We start from the raw sequence: 24,693 nt of genomic DNA, 5'->3' as shown, positions 1-24,693 counted from the left end.
TTTATATTGTAATTACAAAGAAGCGTTATTTTCGTTTTGCATTGCCAATTGAATGCTGTCTAAACGTGTTCCCTGAAATGACAATACAGTTCCTTCTTTAAACGTTCGACGTGCAAGTGTAGTAAGTACCGTTCCCGGCAAAGCTTCGATCTGTAACCTCACACCTCGCTCCCATGCAGCTTGGATGGTACTTTCCCAATCTACAGTTCGACTCATATTAAAAGCCAAGTCATCACCAATCTGTTCTGGTCTGCTAAGCATACGAGCCGTTGTACCACTTAAATAACGTATTTTAGGCTGCTTTAAAGTCACTCCCTCCATAGACGCTGCAAGTTGCTTTGCTTGCTGACTTAATAATTCACAGTGCGATGGCACCGATACATCTAATTTTTTTGTCACCACGCCTTGTTGCTTTGCCAAAATAGCAACTTGATTCATGGCTTCAAAGCTTCCTGAAATAACGATCTGGTTATGTGTATTAATATTTGCGACAAATACCTCTGGCGTTATTTCATAAATCTGTTTGACCCATGCATCGACAGCTGAACGATCTGTACCAATCAGAGCTGTCATGCCATATCCAGCGGGGTAAGCTTTTTGCATAAGTTCACCTCGATAGGCAACCAAACGAACGGCATCCTCAAAGGCTAAAACTCCTGCTATAACCGCCGCTGACCATGCACCAATTGATAGACCCGCTACATAATCAGGTGTTAAGTTTTCCGCTGTTAATAAGGCTGAACTCACCACACCTGAAATCAGCAAACAAAGCTGTACTGCACGTGTCGACTGCAATTCAGCCGGACTATCTAACATCAAAACATCTTCTTTGAGTGCATCCGATGCACGCTCAAGGTATTCTTTGACCAGTGCGGTTTGAGGTAAGTCGTGCAACATATTGCTTCGTTGCACACCTTGTCCCGGATATACCCAAATTGAAGCCATGATATCTATTTCCCTAATTCCATGGGTTTTCTACTAAAACAGCACCATCAGAACGTTTTAATAGAACTTTTCCGCTATTCCTAGCCCATTCTTTTAAAGCCACCCCACCTTGTGAAAGTTGTAGCTGTACATCCACATTCAGCCCTGCTTGCTGAAAAGTTTCGAGTAGCTCAACCGCCTGCTTTTTGGCAAAAGGTTGTTCAGCTCGAATCAGCAAATCAATGTCACTTTGCTGAGTTACTGTTTTAATGCCCGTTGCCAATTCAAACCCGAAACTTCCTATATATCCCCAACATCCTGAAAAGTTTTTCATGATGCTGGAAATGGTCTGTAAACGTTCTGCCAAGTGTTCAAACTTCTGCATATCTACGCGAGTCAGCGCTTCGGGTTTAAGCTGTCTGCTAATAGCAGATCTTGGCATTTGCGCTGCATATCGTTGATAACGAAATTGCCCCCTTACACCCACAGCCACCTGATTTTCAGGAGTAATTGCCCGTCGAACCACAACAGGATCACCTCGTCGCAATACCTCTCTCACCCAATGCGGAGCATCATCGGCTATGTAATCGACCGTCATGCCCCACAGTAAATCATGGGCTTCAAGCACAAGTTTCATGACCATTGCTCACGCAATAATTCACGGACTTTTTTAGACATCTGACGGTTTTGGCCGTGAAGTCTTTGTTCCAGTCCTCTCGATTGCTCAGCATTAATTTCTTTAAACGCTTGAGCGATCACCTGCTTCGCTGACAAAAGATCATCGGTTGTCGGTTGTTCAGGGTTTTCAATAGATAACAGTTCAGATAACAAACCCAGCGTTGCATAACTTTCAATGTCATAGGCCATTGGCGGAATGCTTGATGCCAATTGCTCTAACTCATCAACCGATCGTAAGGTAACGCGTGCAGCAGATTCCTTACCCATTGCATGCACCATAACACCTGAATCGTTTAAGGCAATAATACGATTGGCTTGGTATCCATGCGCCAAGAAAGCACCAGACATCGACTTACCAACCAATAAACTGACAATAGGATGGCCTGCCAATCTGGCTCTGGCATAACTATCTACTGCACCCGCTAAAGCTTGATGAATCCCTAATAATTCTTCACGGCGACCATAGGCCTGACTTGGAACATCAACCAAGCATAAAATACCGCGTTTATTTTCAGTCTGTGCATCGGCTTGAATCACGTCATCAACTGCTTTTGCCAAACTCCAGCCTTCTAGCAGTCCAACTTCACCTTGTTTTGCCCGTGGGAACAGATTATTGGTATCTTGCACAACTGCAATCACACGCACCTCTTGCTGATCGATATGACCATCAGCCACCCAAATCGAAGCTGGAAAACCTTCAACTGTCTTAAAACCCTGCGTAAGTGCTTTAAACCAATGTGCACTACGAGTAGATGCTTTTAATGTATCAACGGCGATATTCATGCTTGCTCTCCTTGATACAAAGCTTGAACTTGTGCTGGGGTAATCTGCTCAGCAGTATCTACTTGTTGCAGCTTGGCTAAATAGAATGAGTACTTTGAACTACGGTGCTGCTGTGGCACGCCTTGAGTTAAATAATCGATGACTTGCTGACGAATTTTTTGACGATCATCGTCAACAAAAGCATCTACCAAACCACTCGCGAAGCGCTGATTACCACCCGTAATACTCCATATAAATGGACGATCTTTGGCGTTATATTCTTGTACACCAGCTTCTTGTTCAATTACTTGCGGGCCATTTAAGCCTAAACGTCCTTCTTGTGTCATTACAATATAGCTACATAGACCAGCTGCAATTGACATACCGCCGAAACACCCTACACTGCCAGCAACTACAGCAATGGCGGGTTGATACTGACGTAAGTTCACAATTGCAGCCTGAATTTCAGCAATTGCAGCCAAACCCAGATTTGCTTCTTGTAAGCGAACGCCGCCCGTCTCTAATAGTAAAATTGCCGCTGTTGGAATACCTTTCAGATTGTCTTCAACTGCAAGTTCTAAGGCACCCGCAATTTTGGCGCCACCCACCTCGCCTAAACTTCCGCCTTGAAATAAGCCTTCAATAGAAATTAAAACCACTGGGCGTTCTTGAATAGATCCTTTTGCAACCACCACGCCATCATCGGCTTGCGGCACGATATTTTGCTTAACCAGCCAAGGCGACATAACACGTGCAAATGGGTCGAGTAACTCTCGAAAAGTCCCTTCATCTAATAATGCTTTAGCACGCTCTCTTGCACTCAGCTCAATAAAATCTTGTTTATTTAACAAGCTCTCGATATCAGTATCAGTCATGAGCAATCTCCTCTAATGCTTGTTCCAGACGTAAGCGAACGACACCGGGAGTTGCGCCAAAATCATGAATATCAATATTGACCGCTGGCGGTATTTGCGCAGTAAAAATTCGTTCAAAAAGATTGTGCCAACGTGCTGCACTGCCATCTACCGAAGTCACCACGTGAATAGAAGCTTTTCCTGTTTCGCCAGGTTCCATCAAAATTTCTAAATCGCCAGAGCCTACACATCCTACTAGTGCTTTTTTTACAGGTGGCTCTGTGGCCACAAATTCAAAATGAAGTGTTTCCATAATTAAAATCCCTTTTTATTTTTCACAGATGACTGCTCAGCACGATCTATAAACAATGTTGCTGCCAACAAATCTGCGGCACCACCTGCGGAAGCTTTCATCCGAAGCAGATCAATCTCTAAAAGATGCAAAGCACGTCGACCTTCTAAGCTTGAACTGCCACCCAAATCCAATACTTGCTGAGCACCTTGTTGCATACGCTTTAAACCAGATGTTCCAGATCGATAAAGCACACAGGTATCGTTCAGATCGGTCATTATGGCAAGTAAGGCATCTAAGCGAGCAAACTCTTCTTTCATAGGTTTATTGCGACTTTGATAAAGTTGTTTTAAACCAAATTTCACAATAGTTGGAAAACCTTGTTGAGCCTGTTCTTTGGCACCTAAGATGCCTAATTTCTTTTGGACTTGCTGACCATGACTCAAGGTCTGCTCTGGAATAAAACGATCTTCAAGCTGAGCAATCTGCCCTGCTAACTGGCATAGTTCAACAGCCGATAAATATTGTTGATTGGTGCGCGCCAATGCTGCTGCCGTAACCATTAAACCCAAGGCCCAAATTGCACCGCGGTGTGTGTTGACACCATCTGTCGCCAACATCATGGTCTTTTCACCTTGGCGGCCAATTTCTCCAATGTCTTCACGTAAAGCTAAACAAACCTCACCATGATGTATGGCTGCTTGAGCCATTTCTTGAAACATGGGTCCTAAACTTTTTGCAGAGCGCTCCATTAACTCCAAAGTCAGGTCATTGTGTGCACCACTGCCACGGCGATCGACCAAAGCTGGTTTAGGCGTCAGATTAACTTCATCAATTAACGCTTCGACTGCTAAACTTGCCAAAATCTGACTATCGCTAAGTGTTTGATATTGAACTTGTGCCATCATTACCAACTCCTGAATTTTGCAGGTGGTTGGTATAAACCATCTGACCATGTCACCAAGTCGGCAATATTTTTTGCAGCTAAAAGCTCACGTGTTGCATCGGTGCGGCGAATACCTAAATCTTCAGGGAATACCACCAAGCCTTCGCTTCTTAAACGTGCTGTTGTTTTAGGGTCTTGAGTTAAACCAATATTGGTCACACCTGCCACCGCAGCAATCATGGCTTGACGTTCTTCTTGGCTGCTTGCTTTATATAGATAAGCAATGCCTTCTTCGGTGAGTAAATGGGTCACATCATCACCATAAATCATGATCGGGGCTAAAGGTAAACCAGCCGTTTTAGCAACATCAATCGCATCAAGACGCTCTACAAAAGTCGGCTTACCGCCCTCTTGGAAAGTTTCCACCATTTGCACAACGAGTTTTTTACCACGTGCCAAATAGGTTTCAGTTTCATTGGCGCCTTGCAAACGCATATCTAGCCATGCTGGCGTATCGTGACGACGGCCACGCGGATCATGCCCCATGTTTGGTGCACCACCGAAACCAGCTAAACGACCTTTGGTAACAGTCGAAGAATGGCCCATGCCATCAACTTGCAAAGTTGCACCGATAAATAGGTCAACGGCGTACTGACCTGCGAGCTGACACATCATACGGTTGGAACGTAACGCACCATCACGACCTGTAAAGAACACATCAGGACGAGCTGCAACATATTTTTCCATACCGAGTTCGGTACCAAAACAATGCACGCTTTCAACCCAACCTGTTTCAATCGCTGGAATTAAGGTTGGATGCGGATTCAGTGTCCAATTTCGGCAAATTTTTCCTTTTAACCCTAAGGATTCACCATAGGTCGGTAAAATCAGTTCAATTGCCGCAGTGTTAAAACCAATACCATGGTTTAACGATTGAACATTATGCTTTTCATAAATTCCGCGAATTGCCATCATCGCCATGAGTATATGCACAGGCTTAATGTGTTTCGGGTCACGGGTAAACAACGGTTCGATATAAAATGGCTGATCTGCAACCACCACATAATCCACCCAAGAAGCAGGAATATCGACACGTGGTAACTCTGAGACGTCATCGACCAATTCATTGACCTGAACAATCACAATACCGTCACTAAAAGCCGCAGGTTCAATAAGTGCTGGAGAATCTTCGGTACTTGGACCTGTATAAATATTGCCTTGGCGGTCTGCCATAAAACCCGCCGAGAGCACTACATTTGGAATGAGGTCAACCACCAAACGTGAATACAATTCAATATAAGTGTGGATAGCCCCAATTTCTAACAGCCCATCTTCAATTAACTGGCTAATACGTAAGCTTTGTGGGCCAGCAAAAGAAAAATCGAGCTTACGCGCAATGCCTTTTTCAAACAGATCGAGGTGTTCCGAACGTCCCACGCTTGGCATAATCATATGCAAATCGTGCAAAACATCTGGATTGGTTTGAGCCAAAGAGCGCGATAAGAAATCTGCCTGCTTTTGGTTATTTCCTTCGAGTACAACTTTGTCACCCGGTGTAATCAGGGTTTCTAAAACTTTAATAATGTCTTGAGTTGGAATCACCACACCATCGGTATATTGGTTTGCCATCTCTAGTTTTAGTTGTTTGGCATGACGCCGCTTTGTCCATAATCGCTCTTTATTCTGAACTGAGCCTTCCATGTGTTTACCTATAGATCGCAGTTTTGTTCTGAATCTATAAAAACGCTTTATGGACTTTTGATCAATCAACCTAAATCAGCAGTTATTAACTTCAGGTTAATGATTGTCACAGCTTCTCTCTTCTGGCTGAGCCAAAAAAGAGAAAAACAGCTTGCTTAAAATTATTTTAACGCGGTTTATTCAACATCCATTCCAGATTTTGGCGAACCGCAGGCCACTCATGTTTTAAAATGCTATAAACATGGGTATCCCTCAAAATATCGTCTTTCACAATTTGATGGCTTCTCAGCACGCCATCAAGCTTTGCACCCAAACGTACGATCGCGGCTTGACTTTGAACATTTAAAGAAGATGTGCGTAACTCAACAGCAATACAGTTTAAAGTCTCAAATGCATGAGCCAACAATAGCTTTTTACATTCAGTATTTACAGGCGTACGCTGTGCAGACTTTCGATACCATGTTGAGCCAATTTCTACACGGCGATGGGCTTCTTCAATATGCATGAGAGTTGTCATGCCCAGCGCTCGCCCCGTTTTTCGGTCTTCAATATAAAATGGCAACATAGAGCCGGATTTTTGCAAATCAAGACGTCTTTCAATTTCAGCAGTCATCTGTTCAGGTCTTGGCACACGGGTATACCAAAGATTATAGAGTTCCCCATCGCAAACGGCCTCTTTGAGCGCTTCAGCTTGAGTTACATCTAGTGGCTTTAAAATAACGTGTTCACCCAATAACTCAACAGGTGTAGTCAAAGACATCTTTATCTCCTCAATGGATATTAAGCTTTTATATTTTCAAAATTATTTATTTAACTCAGCCACACTGTACATGGCATCTGCTATGGTTTGATGACCAGATTTCGATAGGCCATCTGCCGCGCCTAAAATGTCTCGGCGTTCTTTGTTTTGCCCAAGTTTTGATTTTCCTTGCAGCTTGGTAATTTCAATCTCAATACCTACAATGGCTTTTAACATCGGTTCAAGATAATCCTTTGGTGCATCGGACATTTTCCATGGTTCAGGTTGAGATGCTTCATGGGTACGGGTTAAACGAGCCACCACGCCACGGACAAATCGCTCATCATCTCGAATCGTCACTTTGCCATAAGCATGCACAACCCTATAGTTCCATGTGGGTACTTGTCTGTGCTGTTCATGTTTAGATGGATACCAGTTTGGTGAAATATAAGCATCACCTGCTTGGAACACGACAATTACCTCATCTCCATTTTTAATGTCCTGCCAAACAGAATTATTTCGTGACACATGCGCACGTAGTACACCCAATTCCCCTTCATTTGCTTGTAACTCGAATGGAAGATGATTTGCATCTAAGCCATTACTTCCATGAGTAAAAAGCACTCCAAATGGATGTTCTACAATAAGAGAATGCAATACATCCAAACGGTTTTCTGCAAAATCATCAGGGATATACATGGCTAAAAACCTCGCTGTAAATATCAGGGCTATTTATATTTTGTGTTGTAAATTTTCTGGTTTATGTGGTTTATTAAAAAGAACCACTTTGTATTTTTTTAAGTAGACCAGAATTATGGCAAGAATGGCAAAAGTTGTAGAACTTCCGTCAATTGCAAAGATTGATAAAAGCCAAGGGAAGATTAGTGCTCAACTGACTCAAGCTTTACGCGAAGCTGTTCAAAGTGGTGATTTACAGCCAGGCGATCCGTTGCCTTCTTCACGTGAACTGGCTCAAACACTTGGGGTCGCTCGTGGAACCATTATTGAAGCTTACGATCAGCTTTTAGCTGAAGGTGTGTTTGACTCTCAACCACGAACTGGCACTTATGTGTCTCATTCTTTGGTTAAAACATCTGTAATACAACACTCATCAAAAGAAAATAAACCTAACTCGATATCTTTGACCAAATCGGCACGTTCTTATGCCAAAGTGCTTGATGAATTTAAGCCACTTCCTCATGTTCCTTTTGCGGTATCTGTCCCCGTCGGTCGTACTCAACCAAGTGATATCTGGCGTAAATTTGGTAATAAATATAGATCACGAGGTACAGGTGCCCCTTCGGGTTATGGCGAACCTCAAGGGGTGTTATCACTCAGAGTTGCTATAGCAGACTATGTACGACGGTCACGCTCTGTCCACTGCGAACCTGACCAAATTGTGATTACACCTGGCATCCAGCAATCACTTTATATTTGCAGCCAAATTTTATTTGAGGCGAAAGATGAAGTTTGGGTTGAAGATCCAGCTTATCGGGGTACAACGGCTATTTTTGAGCATGCTGTACAAAATATTCGAATGGTGCGTGTTCCTGTCGATGAAGAAGGTATTCAAGTTGAAACCGGAATTAGACTTTCTAAACATGCACGTGCCGCCTTCGTGACACCCTCTCACCAATATCCACTTGGCATGCCGATGAGTCTAGCAAGACGCACTGCTTTATTGGCTTGGGCAAAACAGCAAAATGCATGGATCATTGAAGATGACTATGACAGCGAACTCCGTTATAACGGTCAGCCCTTCCCATCTTTACAAGGCATGGCACCCGACCAAGTCATTTATCTGGGTACTTTCAGCAAAGTACTATTTCCTTCCCTTAGACTTGGCTATGCAGTATTACCTAAAGAATTGGTAGCACCTTTTTGTGGGCTTAGAGTCTTAATTGATCGACATCCACCTGCAGCTGACCAGCACGTTTTGGCTGCTTTTATTCAAGAGGGTTATTTGGAACGACATATTCGACGTACTCGAAATGTCTATGCAGAAGTTCGAGAATACATTATTGGTTTGATTGAAAAATACATACCTCAAGTACTGGCTTGGTTACAGCCGGGCGATCAAGGCATGCATATGGTGTTATGGCTTGCTCAACATATTAATGATATTGATGTTGCAAGCTCGGCAGTCGATGTAGGCATTGCCATTAAAGCAATTTCACCGACATTTTCAAAAGAGCAAAAACGTCCGGGTTTAATTGTTGGCTTAGGCGATTTTGAACCCGAACTGATGAGACAAGCCATCAAAAAACTATCAAAGATTATTCAACAACATGACAAGCCGACTTAGATATAGCCTACAACAGCAACCATAGATGAATCGCAAATGGTCCAATCAGTACCATTAAAATACCGGCAATAACCATGGTTAAACTGGCAATTACCCCTTCTTCACTATTGCGCTGCTGTGCTCTAACTGTACCAAAACCGTGGGCTGCATTACCAAAGGCCGCCCCATTTGCCACGTTAGAACGGATTTTAGTAATCGCCAAAATTGTATCACCACAAATCATACCGACCAAACCAGTAATAACGGTAAATAGTGAAACCAATGCTGCCGAACCGTGAATATCTTCCGCTAAAATCATGGCAAAAGGTGTTGAAATAGAACGTGCCATTAAACTGTTGGTCACTTCTGGGCTAAAGTGGAACCACTGTGCCATCTCATAGGCTGACATCACACCTACACTCATGCCTACAATAATCGCAATCGAAAGGACTCCAAGGTTTTTACGAATCGTTTCCCGATAACGATAAATCGGCACAGCAAAAGCAACCGTTGCAGGCCCTAATAAATTAACAATCCACTGGGTATCTTCTGAATAAGTTTGGTATGAAATTCCAAAAATCGTCATCAAAATGATGGTGAGTACAGGCACACTAATCGCAGGTGACAACCAAAGTTTTGGATTTTTCTGATAGATCCGCTTTGCCACAATATAGGCTGCCAAAGTCCAGATCAGACAAAGAATTGACCAGATATTCATGTCGTTTGCTCTTTAGATATGCTTATGTTGAAGACGTTTTCTAGCCTGTAAATAAGCTTTCAAACGATTGTAATAGTGAATCGTGAGGCAGGTACTGAGCATGACTGAAATGGTCCCAACCGCAATGCTCAAGACAATTTGCCACCCTTCGGTCATAAACAAGGTTTTATACTGAACTACGGCAACGACTACAGGCACAAAAAAAAGTAATAGCTCACCTAAAACCACAGTTGCTCCCATTGCCACCTGATCCATTTTGATAATTTTAAAGAACAGGCATAAAAGTAATAAAAACATACCTAAAATACCTGCCGAGACAGGTACACCGAGCTTTTGATGTAAAAGATACCCGATCCACCAAAATCCAGCCAAAATCAAAATTTGTTTAACTAAAACTAAAAGTGAAGGTTTTTTGGGTGTTCCAGAAGCAGATTCAGTACTCATTTTGCGAAATTAGATGGTTAACTACACTATTATGCTAGCTTGGTTAGACCTGCTAAATATGAATTATTTATGTTAATATTATTCCAAAATCGAATAATCTATTCTTTATTATGCTTTCTCTAAAATCATTACAGTGCTTTGTTACTCTGGTTAAAACTAAAAGTTTTACCCGTACTGCTGAAGAGTTGTATCTGACTCAACCCACTATTAGTAAAATATTACAGCAGCTTGAAGAGCAACTTCAGGTACAGCTTTTGGTTAAACCCGATCATGGCCGTAAAAGACAAATCGAGTTAACTGAAATTGGAGAGCGCATTTATCAACATGCAATCGAGCTTCTTCAGGCAGAACAGAACATCTTTCTTGAAATTGAAAACTACCAACAATTAAAAACAGGAACTTTAAAACTTGGCGTTCCGCCTTTAGGTTCGCAGCTTCTGACGACTGCCCTGTTTGATTATCATCAGCAATTACCAGATATTGAATTGGCTTTTATGGAGGTTGGTTCACGCGGTATTGAGCAAGCTTTGCTTAACAATGAGTTGGACGTTGGTGTTTTATTGCAGCCTTTTGATACGCAAATTTTCAATAGTATTGAGCTATGTAACTACCCTTTAATGGTTCTTTTACGTCGGGATGCCACTTGGGCAACCCGCAAAAAAATAAATCTAGAAGAGCTACAACACCAATCATTTTTAATGTTTCCTGAAAATTTTTCTTTGAACAGTATTATTCTCGATGCCTGTAAGCAGCATGGTTTTTACCCAACCATTGCTTGCCGTACCAGCCAATGGCACCTCTTAGCAGACATGGTGCTACAACGTATGGGAATCGCGCTTCTTCCTCAATATTATACAGACATGCTTGACCCGACTTTATTTACAGCAGTGCCACTTGAGAAACCAAATATTCAATGGCACTTAGTGATGGCTTGGAAAAAGAATCTTCCTGTCTCACCAGCAGTACAAGCTTGGCTTAGCATTGTTCGTCAACATTTTCAGCACATTAAACCCTAACGTTGAACACTGAAATGGCTTAATTCAAAAACCGATAAAGCTTTTCCACAAAAAAGCTACCCAATCTTGGATCAGCTCACTTAGACTAGATCGGATTGTTTTACGACATGGACAATAACAATGAATAATGAACATTTTAAGCTGTACACAGATTCACAATTTCTAAGCCCCTATGCGTTTACAGTTTTTGTAGGGCTACATGAAAAACAAATTCCATTTGAAATAGCGACCATCAACTTAGGCCAGCAAGGCCAGTTTGAAAAATCTTATGTAGCAAAGTCATTAACTGCCAAAGTTCCTGTACTTGAACATAACGATTTTGCCTTATCAGAATCTTCTGCCATTTTGGAATATTTAGAAGAGCTTTATCCAAACACAGCTATTTATCCGAAAGATATTCAAGCACGGGCAAGAGCAAGACAAATTCAGGCATGGCTCAGATCAGACTTAGTTACCCTAAGAACTGAGCGTCCAACCGATGTTATTTTTATTCAGCCCACCTCTAATCCACTTTCTGAACAAGGCCAAAAAGCAGCAGAGAAACTTTTCTTTGTTGCAGAAAAACTTCTTGCGTCTGATGCCGAATTTCTTTTTGGTTCATGGAGCATTGTCGATGCTGAACTTGCCCTTATGTTGCAACGCCTTATTCAAAATGGTGATGCTGTACCAGAACGTTTAAAAAACTATGCATTACAGCAATGGCAAAGACCGACCGTACAAAAATGGCTTGCCTTACGACATAAATAAATCCTTATATTTACACCAAACACGAGATAAAAAATGAGTGATTCAAACTATATTCCTCCACAAGTTTGGCAATGGACTGGAGAAAAAACCGATTTAAACCAACCTACTTCAGGCCCTCGCTACGAACATACACTTCCTGTAGGAAAACATCCGCTTCAGCTCTACTCTTTAGCAACGCCTAATGGCCAAAAAGTCACTATTTTGTTAGAAGAGCTTTTAGCATTAGGACATAAAGATGCTGAATATGATGCATGGCTGATTAAAATTGGTGAAGGACAGCAATTTGGCAGTGGTTTTGTAGAAGTTAATCCAAACTCTAAAATTCCAGCCTTAGTTGACCATAGCCAAAACCCGCCATTAAGAGTGTTTGAGTCTGGCTCAATTTTGCTTTACTTGGCTGAAAAGTTTAAAGCATTCATTCCGACTGATATTGCTGCACGTACCGAATGCCTCAATTGGTTATTCTGGCAAATGGGCAGCGCACCTTACCTAGGTGGTGGTTTTGGGCATTTTTATGCCTACGCACCCGTTAAAATTGAATATGCGATTAACCGCTTTGCCATGGAAACAAAACGTTTACTTGATGTGTTAGATCAGCATCTGGCAACGCATGAATATTTGGCTGGTTCTGAATATTCGATTGCTGATATTGCAGCGTTCCCTTGGTATGGCGGTCTTGTTAAAAACTGGGTGTATAATGGCGCGGAGTTTTTAGGTGTCGATCAATATAAAAATGTTCAACGTTGGGCAGATGCGATTTTAGCGCGTCCTGCGGTTCAACGCGGGCGTATGGTCAACCGTACTTTTGGTGATTTAGCTACGCAGTTGCATGAACGCCATGATGCAAGTGATTTTGAGACCAAGACTCAAGATAAATTGCAGAATCAGTCTTAAAAATATCATTCAGTTTTTGACTCACCCGCAAGATATTTCATTTTTGCGGGTATTCAAAGTTGGCAAAATAACTCGTATATAACTCACTCAGCCAAGCGACAAAAACTCGTACGCGTGGCGAGAGCTGCCGATGCTGCGGATATAAAGCAGAAACTGACATCTTCGGGATTTGCCATTCAGATAAAATCTCAACCAGTTGTCCGTCTTTTAACTCATTCGCCACATGATAGCGCGGGACCTGAATTAAACCTGCCCCACGTAAAGCAGATAATACATAGTTTTCAGCATCATTTACCGCGATCCAGCTTTTCAAAAAATAATCTTGTTTTTTACCATTCACCATCAATTCAAATGGATAATTCCGCCCACCTGATGTCGAGAAAAAATTGACACAATAATGTGATAACAAATCTTCTGGTTGCTCTGGCGTTCCATGTTTATTTAGATAGTCAGGACTTGCACAAATGACTTGTGGCATATCAACCAAATGTCTAGCAATTAAAGTGGAATCATCCAAACGCCCCGCTCTCACCACACAATCTATCCCTTCCCGAATCAGATCAACTAAACGATCGCCTGTACTAATTACCAGTTCAATGTCGGGATACAACTCGTGAAATTGATCGATATTGGGTAAAACAATTTTAGTCGCATGTGCGCCTGATAAATCGACACGTAGTAAACCTCGGGGCTGTGCAATTACATTACGTAAAGATGATTCGGCATCATCGAGTTCCGATAATATTTGTGTACAACGCTCATAAAATGCTTGTCCATCTAGTGATGGTCTTACATGCCGAGTCGTCCGTTCTAGCAAACGACACTGCAAATTATTCTCTAACTCTTTGATGGCATTACTTGCTGTAGCGCGTGGGATATTTAGCTGATCGGCTGCCTGACTAAAACTACCCAGCTCTACGATGCGGGTAAAAAGTTGCAAGGTATCAAATTTATCCATGGTGCTCGCTTTTAACCTTGTCTATTATTAATAAATATGGAATTATCTTATCCAGTTATCAAGATTTATCCCATATTTCTATATTATTAAAATAAGCCATACCTACTCAAACAGGCAATCTAAAAATGAATATTTCAAAAAAGACAGCTCTGGTTACTGGCGCATCACGTGGTATTGGTCGTGCTATTGCAGAACGTTTAGCCCAAGATGGCTTTTATGTCATTATTAACTATGCTGGCAATAAAGTGCATGCCCAAGCCACTGTAGAACACATTATTGAGCAAGGTGGTCAAGCTTCAGCTATTCAAGCGGACGTCACAAATGAACATGAGGTGAGCCGTTTGTTTCAAGAAGCTAAAGCGATTAACGGGCAATTAGATGTTGTGGTTCATAGCGCAGGCATTATGCCTATGGCAAAAATTACGCCTGAAAGCCTGCCAGATTTCGACAAAGTGATTCATACCAATTTACGTGGCTCGTTTTTAATATTGGCGCATGCGGCCGAAATAGTTCCAGATGGTGGCCGGATTATTGCGCTTTCAACCAGTGTAATTGCCAAATCTTTTCCGGCATATGGTCCCTACATTGCTTCAAAAGCGGGTGTAGAAGGTTTGGTACATGTGTTGGCAAATGAGTTACGCGGCCGAAATATTACCGTGAATGCCGTTGCGCCCGGCCCGACAGGTACTGACCTTTTTTATAATGGAAAAACTGAAGAGCAAGTAGCGGCTATTGCAAAACTTGCTCCATTGGAACGAATCGGAACACCTGAAGAAATTGCCAGTGTAGTTGCCATGCTAGCTGGCCCAGATGGACGTTGGGTAAATTCACAAGTCATTCGAGTAAATGGTGGGTTTGCTTAATTTCTGTATTTTAGAAAGTCTAAGTTTGGAATATATAAAATATATTTCAAACTTATCAAGTGAATGTGATGAGAAAGTATCAAGTCTAATTAATTAAATAAATCCCATATCAATCTCAATGCAATCCCAATTAATAAAACTCCCATCACCCGCTCAAAATAAACTCCGAACTCTAAAAATCGTTTACGTACAATAGGCTGTGCAAACAGCACACTCACCACCATAAACCAAATGGCATTGACCATACACATCCATACTCCATAAAAAACCTGAACTTTCATCGGTGTGGACGTACTCACAATCGTCGTAAAAATTGCCAGAAAAAAGATAGTGGCTTTGGGGTTTAACGCATTGGTCAGAAAACCCATCGTAAAAGCTTTAAATAAACTCGGCGTGTCACTGTCTGCTTGACCATTAATCTCAATATTGTTGGTATTCGGCTGACTGCGTAAACACTGCCATCCTAAATACACTAAGTAAGCTGCCCCTGCTGTTCTGATCAGTGACATGAGCCATTCGCTTTGTTGAATCAAGAAGCCAATACCAACCAGTGTATAAAACACATGGACTGAAATCCCGAAGCCAATACCAATTGCAGTTAGGCATCCAATCAAATAGCCATAACGTACACTTTGTCTTACCGTAATCACAAAATCTGGTCCCGGTAAAATCACCGCCATAAAGTGAATGAGAGCTAGTGTTAAAAACTCATGCCCATACAACTGCCACATAACAATTTAGTTTCCTGAAAATCACCTAAAAGATTGTATTGCGATTTTTTAGACGCGATAATCCAATTAAAATCCAAATAACTTTTGCCTCATGAGCACAAATCAAAGTCTGGTTCTGTTAAATGAAATGGCGACTTTCGTTAAAGTTGTCGAGTCGGAAAGTTTTTCTGAAACTGCAAGGCAGCTTGGTACAACGCCTTCTGCTGTCAGCCGCGCGATTGCTCGATTAGAACGTGCTTTAGGTACACGCTTACTCTATCGGACCACACGAAAACTTCGTTTAAGTGAAAGTGGACAACAGGTTTATCAACGTTGTTTAGATATGGTGAATGCGGCACAAGCAGTCATGGAAAGTTCAGGCCAATTTCATGTTGAACCAGAAGGTATTATTCGTATGAGTGTCCCGAAAGCTGTGGGGCATTTTATGATTCACCCGCATTTACCCGAGTTTTTAAAGCGCTACCCGAAAATTGATATTCAAATGCTTTTAGAAGATCGCTATGTCGACCTGATTGATGACGGTGTTGATCTAGCACTTCGAATTACAGAGCAACCACCTGGTGGGCTGATGGGTCGAAAGCTGATTGATATTGATCACTTGGTTTGTGCCACACCTGAATATTTAGCAAAGCATGGTACACCGAACCACCCTCATGATTTAAAGCAGCATGAATGTATTTACTTGGGCGAACAAGCCAGTGACTCAAAATGGAAATTTCAGCAAGGAAATAAATCGATAAGTGTGACTGTGCGTGGACGTTATGCTGCAAATCATACGGGTGTGCGTTTGAGTGCCGCATTACAGCATTTAGGTATTGCGAGCTTACCTTACTTCGTTGCACGCCATGCTCTACAACAAGGTACCTTAGTTCAGGTTTTACCAGATTGGTATTTTAAGACCTATTATAGCGGTGGGCTGTGGTTACTTTACCCACCGACTCGGCATGTCCCGCCTAAATTGAGTGTGTTGATTCAATATTTGGCAGATAAATTAGCAGCAGAGCCGACTTTATTTAAATTAAAGTAATATAAAGCCAAGGAATTAGCACGATGAAATTCTATCTTTAAATCTCTAAAACAAGCAGCTACTTAAGTTTGATAAATTCGATCTGACAATCTACAACTCCTAAATCAGTTGAATACAATCGCTCAAAACATATTCACTAAAACAAAGATGAACAATAAAACCAATAAAAAATCGGACACCAAGGCCCGATTTTTATTAAATGATTTTTAATTTATTGCTTACTTTCTAAGTACATCACCAATGCTTGGATCTTTATCAAAAACCGATTTAGCATATGGGCAAAGCGGAATCACCTTTATGTCTTTTTCACGAACAAAAGCCACCAAAGCATCCAGTAATTGGCGACCTACACCTTGTCCCCGATAATTTTCATTTACATCTGTAGCATCAATAATCAGCATGCCTTCGCCCGCCCATGTATAAGTCATTTCACCCGCAACGGTTTCACCATCAACCAAGCTAAAGCTACCATGTTTTGTATCATCTTTTTGTTGAATATTCACAATGAATTCCTCGTATTACGACTCATATTTATTTAGAAATGACTTTGTATAATCTTTATCTATAAGAACAAATTTAACTGTAAAAAAATAGCCTGTTTTTAACAGTGAGTCTGTATGCTTTTTAAATACAATCGTCAATTAAATTAGTGAAACTCTTGGACCAGACTATTAATGTGTGCCACGGCAGCAGTTCGGTTTTCAACACAAAGTTTTTCAAAAACATGCTCTAAATGCTTGTTTACCGTCCGTGGACTAAGCTCCAAAATTTCTGCAATATCTTTATTGGTTTTCCCTAACAACAACCAATGCATGACTTCTGCCTCACGTTGAGTCAACTGTGGGCAATATTTCAAAATATCAGCCATTTCCAAAGCTGGCGTAGAAGTCTTAATCTGTATCAGATAATTTTTTGCTACGCTTGTTTCAGATTGCCACGGCGTAAGCAATAAAAGCTGTAATTGCTGAGATGGTGTTGAATAAGAACAGCTGGTTAATTTTTTGGGGTCTTTTTCATGCTCTAAATCTGAAAACCAAGCTTTTAAGCCTGCTTCAAAACCTTCTAATTCAGGTAAATATTGATTCAGTAAATCACTGGCTTTTTGAGTTTTCCAAACAATTTTACCGTGAACATCTAGTGCAAGAATTGCTGTTTCCGTTGCATCAATCACCTGTTTTTGTTGTTGCAATAGTTTGGCATGTGCCAAATGTGTTTTTACTCTTGCTAATACTTCTTCAATATTCAGAGGTTTGGTTACATAGTCTACCCCACCGACCTGAAAGCCACGCACAATATGCTCTGTCTCAGACAAACCTGTCATAAAAATGACGGGAATAAACTGCGTAATCGGACTCGCTTTAAGCTGTATACAACTTTCAAAACCGTCCATATGTGGCATATTACCATCGAGTAAAATCATATCTGGTAAGCATCGGTGTGCAATTTCAATGGCACTTAACCCATCGGTTGTGACAAGTACGCGATAACCTGCCTGATCCAGACTTTCATGTAGCAAGCCTAAATTTTCCGGCACATCATCCACAATCAGAATAACAGCCTGCTCGTTTGGCGAAGCTTGCTGAAAAGAAACATGTTGCGTACTCATTGCTTATCCTGAATTAATCGTTGCGCGTGTTTTAAATCAAACTTTTGAATAGAGTGTTCGAGCTGTTCCCATAACTCATCATGCTCCGGAAAATTTTGACGGCATTGCATTAAAGTCTGTTGAATTCCTCGAATATAACCCTGTCCAATTAAATCATTTAAATGCTGCAAGCTTTGCGGTAAATCGAGCAGATCATTATTTTCAGGTTGTGTAATTGATGTATGGACAGTGGCTTGCTCTTGTTTAAACACCTTTACATCAAGTGCTTGAACTTCATTATTTTCAAGGTGTGCATCTGATTTGGAATCAATCCATACCAAGCCTAACTTGTCTCCAATTTTACTCAGCAACAAATTCAGGTCGATTGGTTTTAACATAAAGTCTTCACTTAAGACGGCATCTTGTGGATTGACTTCGCGCTCGCCTGCATTGGCCGAAATAATTAAGATCGGTACATTGGTAATATTATTCTGACGTAACAATCGTGCTGTTTCCCACCCGCCCATCAAAGGCATATTTAAATCCATCAAAATCAGGTTCGGCTGAAAAATAGGTACACGTCTTAAACAATCAATGCCCGACTCGGCTTCTTCAATCATAAATCCTAAAGGTTTGAGAAAATTAGCAACTAAACCTCGGTCCACAGCTTCATTATCGACAACCAAAATTCGTTTTCGTTCACCTTGATAACCTGTAATTTGGTTGGAGTAAACATTAGAAATTGGATGAACCACTTCTTTTGAAGGTAAATAAAACTTAATCTTAAATTGTGAACCCTGATTGAGCTGACTAGTTACAGATAACTGTCCACCGAGTAAATCGACTAATAATTTTACAATGGGTAGCCCGAGTCCTGTTCCAGTAAATCCGCCTTGCACTACATTGCTACCCCGTTCAAACGGATTAAAGATTCGCTCTAAATCAGCCTCGGCAATACCACAGCCCGTATCTCTAATTTCAAAATAAGCCGTTTGAAAACGGTACTCGACTTTCAAAGTAATTGTGCCGCTCGTCGTAAACTTTAAAGCATTGCCCAGCAAATTGATGAGCACTTGCTCTAAGCGTTTTTTGTCGGTACGCACATAATGCGGTAAGTTCTCTCCAATTTCATAAACAAACTGTAAATTCTTCTGTTCAAACTGAGGCTGAAACATTTGAATAATCTGTTCAATAAAATTGGGGAAATGAACATCCACTACATTTAAAGAAATTTTGCCTGTTTCAATGCGTGCTAAATCTAGTAAACCGTCAATGAGTGAAGTCAAATGCTGCCCACTACGGCTGATCACCCCGAGCGCCATTTTGCCTTGTTCTGAAAGCTGCTCTTGTTTTTGAAGTAATTGGCTATAGCCTAAAATACTATTTAGAGGCGTTCTTAGTTCGTGACTAATGCCAATGACATAACGGCTTTTTGCATCATTTGCCCGTTCTGCTGAAATTCTGGCATCTTGTAAGTCTTTTGAAGTGACTTCATGGGCAGCAATTTCATCAATCAATAATGCTGTTTGCTGATGTGTCTCGATTTCGGCATTACGACGGCTTTCATCGTTTAACACTAACCACCAAGCAGCAACACTCATCAATAAAAATAGAATAGTGTAAATTTTGACAAACAGCGTGAATAACTGCGGAACGGCTGCCGCATTGATTGTTTCTAAATAGGTTTTTTCCTGGATATAAACCAGACTTAAACTCACTGCCAGAACAATAGACAGCCCTAAAGTCAGTAATAAATATAAACTGACCCTGCTATTTAAACGGCTCGCCCAACGTTCTGGTAAATAGTGCCAGATGGCTTTTTTAAGTTGTACTGACCAACGTGCATCGGGTTTACATAAATCGTGGCAGCGTGCTTCAAGTGAACAGCATAGAGAGCAAATCGTACCGTTATAGGCTGGGCAACCCGCCATATCAGCGAGTTCATAGTCCCTTTCACATACCACACAGGTAGCAACCGAAGTCGCCTGAATTTTTTCAGGCTGACGTGCAATGTAATATTTGCCTTTGGTTAGGTAAGCAATAACAGGAACGCATAACACAGCACTCCCCAGAGCAATAAAACTCGCCAAACCTTTTGCCATGAGTCCAAAAAAGCCCAAATAACTAAGCATCGATAACACTGAAGCAATCAGTAAGGCACCCACACCTACGGGGTTAATGTCATATAAATAAGCACGGCGAAATTCAATTCCTTTCGGGCTTAGACCTAAAGGCTTACAGATAATTAAATCGGCAACAACGGCGCCAATCCATGCCAAAGCGATATTGCTATATAGTCCCAAAATGCGTTCAACCGCATGGCTAATGCCCATTTCCATCAAAACAATGGCAATAAAAACGTTAAAAAGAAGCCAGACAATTCGCCCCGGATGACTGTGAGTTAAACGGGCAAAAAAGTTTGACCATGCCAATGAGCCAGCGTAAGCATTGGTCATATTAATTTTAATTTGCGCCAAGCAAACCAGTGCTAAAGTCAATATTAACGCTAGCTGAGGGTTTGGAATAAATTGTTGATAGGCAACCCAATATAAATAAGTCGGATTATCTAGTTCAGAGACAGGAATAAACAACTGAAAAGCCAACACCATCAGCAGCATGCCCATCAAAACTTTTAGAAATCCAAAAATAATCCAAGATGGACCACCTAAAAAAACGGCAAAACGCCATGCAGTTCTATTCTTTTCTTTTTGCGGTAAGAAGCGTAAATAGTCAGCTTGCTCACCAATTTGGATCACAAATGAAAAAATAAGAGTGCACGCCGCACCAAAGTAATACAAGTTAAAGTCGGTTGAGTTTGAGACCGCACCAACAAAATGCAGGCTATTACTTAAAATTTGTGGTTGTTTCCAAAGTACAAAAAACCACGGTAATAACAGCAATAAAAGCCAGATTGGTTGTGTGATCGCCTGAACTTTGTTAATAAAACCAATGCCTTTGACCACTAAAGGCAAAATCACTAAGGCAGAAATTAAGTAACCAATAACTTGCGGAATACCTAAAGCCAGCTCAAGTGCCATCGCCATAATTGCGGCTTCAAACGCAAGCAAAATAAAGGTAAAGCTGGCATAAATTAGAGACGTAATGGTCGAGCCAATGTAGCCAAAACCTGCACCACGAGTAAGCAAATCGACGTCTACATTATATTTTGCGGCGTAGTAACTAATCGGCCAACTGGTTAAAAATATGATGGTACATACGACAATTGCTGCCCAGAGTGCATTGCTAAAGCCATACTGCCAAAGCATGGTCGCCCCAATGGCTTCCATAGCCAAAAAGCTAACGGTCGAAATTGCGGTGTTGGTCACCGTCCAAGGCGACCATTTACGTACTGAGGTAGGTGCATAGCGGAGTGCATAATCTTCGATACTTTCATCTGCCACCCAAATATTATATTCACGGCGTGTTTTGATCACACGTTGTGGCGCTTGTTGGGGGCGGGAAGAATCTGGCATAACACTCATGTTTCGGATGTGGCTGCATTAAACTCAGCAATCCTTATGCCAAAAGTCATTTATCATGGCGATTTTCTCGAATACGCACATATACGCAAAATAACGTATTTTCAATTTTTCCCAAAAATCACACACTCAAAACCATCAAAAAACAATGATCAATATTTGTGTTGATTGACCGAAAATGATTGGGAGATTGATGTTATGAGTGTATCTGAACATCCAAATCTGGACACTGTGCAAGGTACAGATTCACAAAAAGCAGTGAATGAAACCTTAGAAGATTATACTTTACGTTATGCTCCACACAGCTTTCGGCGCTGGAGTCCCAAAGTTGTTGCTATTACTGCACTTGGTGGTATTGCCTATCTTGCTGACTTTTCTATTGGTGCCAGTATTGGTATGTCTTACGGAACAACCAATGCTGTTTTCTCCATTTTATTTGCAGCGATTATTATCTTCTTAACCGGCATTCCTTTAGCCTACTACGCAGCGCGCTATAACATCGACCTTGACTTGATTACTCGCGGCGCAGGTTTCGGTTATATCGGCTCAGTCCTGACCAGTATCATTTTTGCCAGTTTTACCTTTATTTTCTTTGCCCTTGAAGGTTCAATCATGGCGCAAGGATTATTGCTCGGTTTAGGTATTCCGCTTTGGGCAGGTTATCTCATCTCAACTGTGATGGTCATACCGCTGGTGATTTACGGCATGAAAGCCTTAAGTAAATTACAAGTCTGGACTACCCCGCTTTGGCTCGTGCTGATGATTGGTCCTGTGGCCTATCTGATTTATCAAGAACCTACCTTAGTCAGCCAGTTTGCAACTTTCACAGGTAACGAAGGTTTTGCAACTGTAGACATGGCTGCAATCATGCTGGGTGCTGGTATATGTTTATCGTTAATCATGCAAATTGGTGAGCAAATTGACTACCTACGCTTCATGCCTGCTAAAACAAAAGAAAATAGCAAAGCATGGTGGGCAGCCGTTATTTCAGCGGGTCCGGGTTGGGTGATTTTAGGGGCGATTAAACAAATTATTGGGGCATTTTTAGGGTTCTATTTACTTACTAAAATACCGGGCGTAAACAGCACGGAACCTGTTCAACAGTTTAATGCAGCTTTTCATGACATGCTTCCGGGTTGGGCAGCTTTAACACTCGCAGTGATTTTAGTGGTTATTTCTCAAATTAAAATTAATGTGACCAATGCTTACTCTGGTTCCCTTGCATGGACAAGTGCCTACACTCGTATTAGCAAACATTATCCGGGTCGTATTGTGTTTGTGATGGTGAACTTGGCAATTGCGCTTGCTTTAATGGAAGGCAACATGTTTGCGGTACTGGGTAAAATCTTAGGGTTCTATTCAAACTTTGCGATTGCTTGGGTTGTGGTTGTTGCAACAGATATTTCAATTAATAAATATGTGTTAAAACTTTCACCGAAAGAACCAGAATATCGTCGTGACATGCTATACAACGTAAACCCTGTCGGTATGGTTGCGTTCCTTGTATCAGCAGGCTTATCAATTGCAGCATTCTTCGGCTTACTCGGTAGTTTCTTGGCGCCTTACTCACCGCTTATCGCCCTTGTACTTGCCTTTGTATTAACACCAATCATGGGCTTATTAACCAAAGGAAAATACTACATCAAGTCACACGACGACGGTATTAAAGAACCACGTTACGATGCTGAAGGGACTCCTGTTGCTACCGTCTATCACTGCCGTGTATGTGAGCAAGGTTATGAGCGTCCAGATATTATGTTCTCTCACAAACATAACGGTACGATCTGTTCTTTGTGTAAAACACTCGATGCTTAAATATTCTTAAAACTAAAAAAGAAGCTTTAAAGCTTCTTTTTTTTACGCCTGATGATTTTTAGCCAATCGGGAATAAACGTTCAGGCACTACATCTTTCATCACAATGGTTGAGATGAGTCGTTGCACACTTGGAATAGCAGATAATTTTTCATCATACAGACGCTGAAAAGCCGGTAAATCTTTAGCGACCACATGCAACAAGTAATCTGGCTCACCAAACAAGCGCTGGGCCTGAATAATTTGTGGAATATCAATTACGGCATTTTCAAACTTCTCGACTGCCTGTTTATCGCCTTCTTTAAGCGTAATAAAAACAATCGCTGAAAATTCAAAACCGACTAAATTCGGGTCGAGTTCTGCCCGATAACCTTTGATAGCTCCTGACTCTTCTAAAGCCTTCACTCGTCTATGACAAGGTGAAATGCTCAAACCGACTTTTTCTGCCAATTCAGTAATAGATAATCGGCCATTTAATTGCAATTCAGCAAGAATCTTTTTATCTGTGCGATCCATTTAGAAAAATTTACCCCAAATGAGTGTGATATGAGCAAACATTTAAAAGCACATTCTAAATACATGAGCATATTATTTTCAACAAGCTCGAATAAATAGGGATTTTTTCTAAACCACGAGTGAAACCTTTGGAAAATAGTTTGCCGAGATAAGCATATGGCTTTTAACATTTTTATTGCATTTTGGAGCGTCTCCATTCTTTTTATTATTACGCCAGGGGCAGACTGGGCCTATGCCATTTCGGCAGGGATTAAAGGCAAAGTCGTCGTACCCGCTGTTGCAGGTATGCTGTTTGGGCACTTTATTACGATTTTATTAGTAGCGGCTGGTGTTGGTCTACTTGTAGCAAATAATCCAACTGCTCTGATGATCCTAACAATTGCAGGTTCTGCTTATTTGTTATGGATGGGAATAAACTTATTACTTACCCCTCCTACTCCGAACGAATCTGGTTCTGAAAAAGCTCAGTCATGGTTGAGCTGGGCAACCAAAGGTGTTTATGTAAGTGGCTTAAACCCGAAAGTTTTTTTGCTCTTTTTAGCCCTGCTTCCTCAATTTATTGACACCACTGCTTCATGGTCAGTGACGACACAAATTCTTGCCTTTGGTGTTGTCCACATGATTAGCTGCGCAATTATTTACTTAATGGTGGGTTATGGTTCAGAGACTATTTTGAAAACCAGACCACAAGCAGCACAGTTAGTCGGCCGTTTTTCAGGTGGTTTAATGGTCGTTATCGCAACGTGCTTATTGATTGGGCAAATTTAAAAGTCACTTAGGAA

Annotated in this window: 25 protein-coding genes; 8 read left to right on the top strand and 17 right to left on the bottom strand. The window is 41.3% G+C overall.

The genetic code is table 11. From position 1 onward, the window contains the following. Positions 1 to 12: 12 nt before the first annotated feature. The 9 genes from mdcH to MKX14_RS13195 all read right to left on the bottom strand — a co-directional run bounded on the left by mdcH (position 13) and on the right by MKX14_RS13195 (position 7,535). A complete protein-coding gene (mdcH, locus tag MKX14_RS13235; protein ID WP_240282664.1) occupies positions 13 to 945 on the bottom strand; it encodes a malonate decarboxylase subunit epsilon in 933 nt (310 codons plus the stop codon). Between the two features lie 13 nt (positions 946 to 958). Continuing rightward, positions 959 to 1,567 carry a malonate decarboxylase holo-ACP synthase gene (mdcG, locus tag MKX14_RS13230; protein ID WP_240282663.1) on the bottom strand — a complete coding sequence of 203 codons (609 nt, stop codon included), beginning with the start codon at positions 1,565 to 1,567 and terminating at the stop codon, positions 959 to 961. Further along, the gene (gene mdcE / locus MKX14_RS13225) at positions 1,558 to 2,385 is read right to left on the bottom strand and encodes a biotin-independent malonate decarboxylase subunit gamma (RefSeq protein ID WP_240282662.1); all 828 of its coding nucleotides are present in this window, start codon (positions 2,383 to 2,385) and stop codon (positions 1,558 to 1,560) included. The genes mdcG and mdcE overlap by 10 nt, the downstream gene beginning before the upstream one ends. Further along, the gene (mdcD, locus tag MKX14_RS13220) at positions 2,382 to 3,239 is read right to left on the bottom strand and encodes a biotin-independent malonate decarboxylase subunit beta (protein ID WP_240282661.1); all 858 of its coding nucleotides are present in this window, start codon (positions 3,237 to 3,239) and stop codon (positions 2,382 to 2,384) included. The genes mdcE and mdcD overlap by 4 nt, the downstream gene beginning before the upstream one ends. Continuing rightward, positions 3,232 to 3,531, bottom strand: a complete 300-nt coding sequence (gene mdcC / locus MKX14_RS13215; RefSeq protein ID WP_000448955.1) for a malonate decarboxylase subunit delta — start codon at positions 3,529 to 3,531, stop codon at positions 3,232 to 3,234. Before mdcC ends, mdcD begins: the two co-directional genes overlap by 8 nt. A 2-nt stretch (positions 3,532 to 3,533) precedes the next feature. Further along, a complete protein-coding gene (mdcB, locus tag MKX14_RS13210; RefSeq protein WP_046812693.1) occupies positions 3,534 to 4,418 on the bottom strand; it encodes a triphosphoribosyl-dephospho-CoA synthase in 885 nt (294 codons plus the stop codon). Further along, complete coding sequence (gene mdcA, locus MKX14_RS13205) at positions 4,418 to 6,097, bottom strand: malonate decarboxylase subunit alpha (protein ID WP_240282660.1); 1,680 nt, start codon at positions 6,095 to 6,097, stop codon at positions 4,418 to 4,420. Before mdcA ends, mdcB begins: the two co-directional genes overlap by 1 nt. A gap of 166 nt (positions 6,098 to 6,263) precedes the next feature. Beyond that, complete coding sequence (locus MKX14_RS13200) at positions 6,264 to 6,857, bottom strand: GNAT family N-acetyltransferase (protein WP_000060333.1); 594 nt, start codon at positions 6,855 to 6,857, stop codon at positions 6,264 to 6,266. Positions 6,858 to 6,899: 42 nt separating this feature from the next. Continuing rightward, positions 6,900 to 7,535, bottom strand: a complete 636-nt coding sequence (locus MKX14_RS13195) for an FMN-binding negative transcriptional regulator (RefSeq protein WP_240282659.1) — start codon at positions 7,533 to 7,535, stop codon at positions 6,900 to 6,902. 115 nt (positions 7,536 to 7,650) lie between these two features. Here MKX14_RS13195 and MKX14_RS13190 point away from each other — a divergent pair, with 115 nt between their 5' ends. Further along, positions 7,651 to 9,141, top strand: coding sequence for a PLP-dependent aminotransferase family protein (locus tag MKX14_RS13190; protein WP_240282658.1), 1,491 nt, complete (start codon positions 7,651 to 7,653; stop codon positions 9,139 to 9,141). Between the two features lie 7 nt (positions 9,142 to 9,148). Here MKX14_RS13190 and ywbG read toward each other — a convergent pair whose 3' ends face one another. Both ywbG and MKX14_RS13180 read right to left on the bottom strand, forming a co-directional pair. Continuing rightward, entirely contained in the window at positions 9,149 to 9,838 is a 690-nt protein-coding gene (gene ywbG / locus MKX14_RS13185) for an LrgB family protein (RefSeq protein ID WP_240282657.1), read from the bottom strand. Positions 9,839 to 9,850: 12 nt separating this feature from the next. After that, entirely contained in the window at positions 9,851 to 10,282 is a 432-nt protein-coding gene (locus MKX14_RS13180) for a CidA/LrgA family protein (protein WP_240282656.1), read from the bottom strand. 110 nt (positions 10,283 to 10,392) lie between these two features. Here MKX14_RS13180 and MKX14_RS13175 point away from each other — a divergent pair, with 110 nt between their 5' ends. The 3 genes from MKX14_RS13175 (at position 10,393) to yghU (ending at position 12,939) form a co-directional block, all read left to right on the top strand. Beyond that, positions 10,393 to 11,298: a LysR family transcriptional regulator gene (locus MKX14_RS13175; protein WP_240282655.1), complete on the top strand. Its 906-nt coding sequence runs from the start codon at positions 10,393 to 10,395 to the stop codon at positions 11,296 to 11,298. Positions 11,299 to 11,418: 120 nt separating this feature from the next. Further along, positions 11,419 to 12,045, top strand: a complete 627-nt coding sequence (yfcF, locus tag MKX14_RS13170; RefSeq protein ID WP_240282654.1) for a glutathione transferase — start codon at positions 11,419 to 11,421, stop codon at positions 12,043 to 12,045. 33 nt (positions 12,046 to 12,078) lie between these two features. Next, positions 12,079 to 12,939 carry a glutathione-dependent disulfide-bond oxidoreductase gene (gene yghU / locus MKX14_RS13165; RefSeq protein WP_233732228.1) on the top strand — a complete coding sequence of 287 codons (861 nt, stop codon included), beginning with the start codon at positions 12,079 to 12,081 and terminating at the stop codon, positions 12,937 to 12,939. Positions 12,940 to 12,976: 37 nt separating this feature from the next. On the opposite strand, the gene MKX14_RS13160 is transcribed toward yghU, so the two are convergent. Then, the gene (locus MKX14_RS13160; protein WP_240282653.1) at positions 12,977 to 13,897 is read right to left on the bottom strand and encodes a LysR family transcriptional regulator; all 921 of its coding nucleotides are present in this window, start codon (positions 13,895 to 13,897) and stop codon (positions 12,977 to 12,979) included. A 125-nt stretch (positions 13,898 to 14,022) separates the two neighbouring features. Here MKX14_RS13160 and MKX14_RS13155 point away from each other — a divergent pair, with 125 nt between their 5' ends. Continuing rightward, positions 14,023 to 14,760, top strand: coding sequence for an SDR family oxidoreductase (locus MKX14_RS13155; RefSeq protein ID WP_240282652.1), 738 nt, complete (start codon positions 14,023 to 14,025; stop codon positions 14,758 to 14,760). An 89-nt stretch (positions 14,761 to 14,849) separates the two neighbouring features. Here MKX14_RS13155 and MKX14_RS13150 read toward each other — a convergent pair whose 3' ends face one another. After that, the gene (locus tag MKX14_RS13150; RefSeq protein WP_046812703.1) at positions 14,850 to 15,491 is read right to left on the bottom strand and encodes a LysE family translocator; all 642 of its coding nucleotides are present in this window, start codon (positions 15,489 to 15,491) and stop codon (positions 14,850 to 14,852) included. 91 nt (positions 15,492 to 15,582) lie between these two features. On the opposite strand from MKX14_RS13150, the gene MKX14_RS13145 reads away from it, so the two are divergent. Further along, positions 15,583 to 16,518 (top strand): LysR family transcriptional regulator, encoded by a 936-nt coding sequence (locus tag MKX14_RS13145; RefSeq protein ID WP_240282651.1) that lies wholly within the window; start codon positions 15,583 to 15,585, stop codon positions 16,516 to 16,518. 218 nt (positions 16,519 to 16,736) lie between these two features. On the opposite strand, the gene MKX14_RS13140 is transcribed toward MKX14_RS13145, so the two are convergent. From MKX14_RS13140 to MKX14_RS13130, 3 genes are all read right to left on the bottom strand, one after another. Then, positions 16,737 to 17,021, bottom strand: a complete 285-nt coding sequence (locus MKX14_RS13140) for a GNAT family N-acetyltransferase (RefSeq protein ID WP_240282650.1) — start codon at positions 17,019 to 17,021, stop codon at positions 16,737 to 16,739. 143 nt (positions 17,022 to 17,164) lie between these two features. Beyond that, positions 17,165 to 18,124, bottom strand: coding sequence for a response regulator transcription factor (locus MKX14_RS13135; protein WP_042051873.1), 960 nt, complete (start codon positions 18,122 to 18,124; stop codon positions 17,165 to 17,167). Beyond that, positions 18,121 to 21,585 carry a hybrid sensor histidine kinase/response regulator gene (locus MKX14_RS13130; protein ID WP_240282649.1) on the bottom strand — a complete coding sequence of 1,155 codons (3,465 nt, stop codon included), beginning with the start codon at positions 21,583 to 21,585 and terminating at the stop codon, positions 18,121 to 18,123. The genes MKX14_RS13135 and MKX14_RS13130 overlap by 4 nt, the downstream gene beginning before the upstream one ends. Before the next feature lie 195 nt (positions 21,586 to 21,780). Here MKX14_RS13130 and MKX14_RS13125 point away from each other — a divergent pair, with 195 nt between their 5' ends. Further along, complete coding sequence (locus MKX14_RS13125; protein WP_002114289.1) at positions 21,781 to 23,397, top strand: purine-cytosine permease family protein; 1,617 nt, start codon at positions 21,781 to 21,783, stop codon at positions 23,395 to 23,397. A 58-nt stretch (positions 23,398 to 23,455) separates the two neighbouring features. Here the strand turns inward: MKX14_RS13125 and putR are convergent, their stop codons facing one another. After that, entirely contained in the window at positions 23,456 to 23,911 is a 456-nt protein-coding gene (gene putR, locus MKX14_RS13120; RefSeq protein ID WP_000376211.1) for an Lrp/AsnC family transcriptional regulator, read from the bottom strand. Between the two features lie 156 nt (positions 23,912 to 24,067). On the opposite strand from putR, the gene MKX14_RS13115 reads away from it, so the two are divergent. Then, the gene (locus MKX14_RS13115) at positions 24,068 to 24,679 is read left to right on the top strand and encodes a LysE family translocator (protein WP_240282648.1); all 612 of its coding nucleotides are present in this window, start codon (positions 24,068 to 24,070) and stop codon (positions 24,677 to 24,679) included. The last annotated feature ends 14 nt before the right edge of the window (positions 24,680 to 24,693 follow it).

The organism is Acinetobacter pittii, from assembly GCF_022449185.1.
Lineage (GTDB): Bacteria > Pseudomonadota > Gammaproteobacteria > Pseudomonadales > Moraxellaceae > Acinetobacter > Acinetobacter pittii_I.
The sequence above is the reverse complement of the archived record's forward strand: the minus strand, read 5'-3'. Positions and strand labels throughout refer to the sequence as shown.

What these genes read in the sequence shown, in the direction of transcription:
- mdcH (WP_240282664.1), bottom strand. Translation starts at nt 945, where the DNA reads ATGGCTTCAATTTGGGTATATCCGGGACAAGGTGTGCAACGAAGCAAT.
- mdcG (WP_240282663.1), bottom strand. Translation starts at nt 1,567, where the DNA reads ATGGTCATGAAACTTGTGCTTGAAGCCCATGATTTACTGTGGGGCATG.
- mdcE (WP_240282662.1), bottom strand. Translation starts at nt 2,385, where the DNA reads ATGAATATCGCCGTTGATACATTAAAAGCATCTACTCGTAGTGCACAT.
- mdcD (WP_240282661.1), bottom strand. Translation starts at nt 3,239, where the DNA reads ATGACTGATACTGATATCGAGAGCTTGTTAAATAAACAAGATTTTATT.
- mdcC (WP_000448955.1), bottom strand. Translation starts at nt 3,531, where the DNA reads ATGGAAACACTTCATTTTGAATTTGTGGCCACAGAGCCACCTGTAAAA.
- mdcB (WP_046812693.1), bottom strand. Translation starts at nt 4,418, where the DNA reads ATGATGGCACAAGTTCAATATCAAACACTTAGCGATAGTCAGATTTTG.
- mdcA (WP_240282660.1), bottom strand. Translation starts at nt 6,097, where the DNA reads ATGGAAGGCTCAGTTCAGAATAAAGAGCGATTATGGACAAAGCGGCGT.
- MKX14_RS13200 (WP_000060333.1), bottom strand. Translation starts at nt 6,857, where the DNA reads ATGTCTTTGACTACACCTGTTGAGTTATTGGGTGAACACGTTATTTTA.
- MKX14_RS13195 (WP_240282659.1), bottom strand. Translation starts at nt 7,535, where the DNA reads ATGTATATCCCTGATGATTTTGCAGAAAACCGTTTGGATGTATTGCAT.
- MKX14_RS13190 (WP_240282658.1), top strand. Translation starts at nt 7,651, where the DNA reads ATGGCAAGAATGGCAAAAGTTGTAGAACTTCCGTCAATTGCAAAGATT.
- ywbG (WP_240282657.1), bottom strand. Translation starts at nt 9,838, where the DNA reads ATGAATATCTGGTCAATTCTTTGTCTGATCTGGACTTTGGCAGCCTAT.
- MKX14_RS13180 (WP_240282656.1), bottom strand. Translation starts at nt 10,282, where the DNA reads ATGAGTACTGAATCTGCTTCTGGAACACCCAAAAAACCTTCACTTTTA.
- MKX14_RS13175 (WP_240282655.1), top strand. Translation starts at nt 10,393, where the DNA reads ATGCTTTCTCTAAAATCATTACAGTGCTTTGTTACTCTGGTTAAAACT.
- yfcF (WP_240282654.1), top strand. Translation starts at nt 11,419, where the DNA reads ATGAATAATGAACATTTTAAGCTGTACACAGATTCACAATTTCTAAGC.
- yghU (WP_233732228.1), top strand. Translation starts at nt 12,079, where the DNA reads ATGAGTGATTCAAACTATATTCCTCCACAAGTTTGGCAATGGACTGGA.
- MKX14_RS13160 (WP_240282653.1), bottom strand. Translation starts at nt 13,897, where the DNA reads ATGGATAAATTTGATACCTTGCAACTTTTTACCCGCATCGTAGAGCTG.
- MKX14_RS13155 (WP_240282652.1), top strand. Translation starts at nt 14,023, where the DNA reads ATGAATATTTCAAAAAAGACAGCTCTGGTTACTGGCGCATCACGTGGT.
- MKX14_RS13150 (WP_046812703.1), bottom strand. Translation starts at nt 15,491, where the DNA reads ATGTGGCAGTTGTATGGGCATGAGTTTTTAACACTAGCTCTCATTCAC.
- MKX14_RS13145 (WP_240282651.1), top strand. Translation starts at nt 15,583, where the DNA reads ATGAGCACAAATCAAAGTCTGGTTCTGTTAAATGAAATGGCGACTTTC.
- MKX14_RS13135 (WP_042051873.1), bottom strand. Translation starts at nt 18,124, where the DNA reads ATGAGTACGCAACATGTTTCTTTTCAGCAAGCTTCGCCAAACGAGCAG.
- MKX14_RS13130 (WP_240282649.1), bottom strand. Translation starts at nt 21,585, where the DNA reads ATGAGTGTTATGCCAGATTCTTCCCGCCCCCAACAAGCGCCACAACGT.
- MKX14_RS13125 (WP_002114289.1), top strand. Translation starts at nt 21,781, where the DNA reads ATGAGTGTATCTGAACATCCAAATCTGGACACTGTGCAAGGTACAGAT.
- putR (WP_000376211.1), bottom strand. Translation starts at nt 23,911, where the DNA reads ATGGATCGCACAGATAAAAAGATTCTTGCTGAATTGCAATTAAATGGC.
- MKX14_RS13115 (WP_240282648.1), top strand. Translation starts at nt 24,068, where the DNA reads ATGGCTTTTAACATTTTTATTGCATTTTGGAGCGTCTCCATTCTTTTT.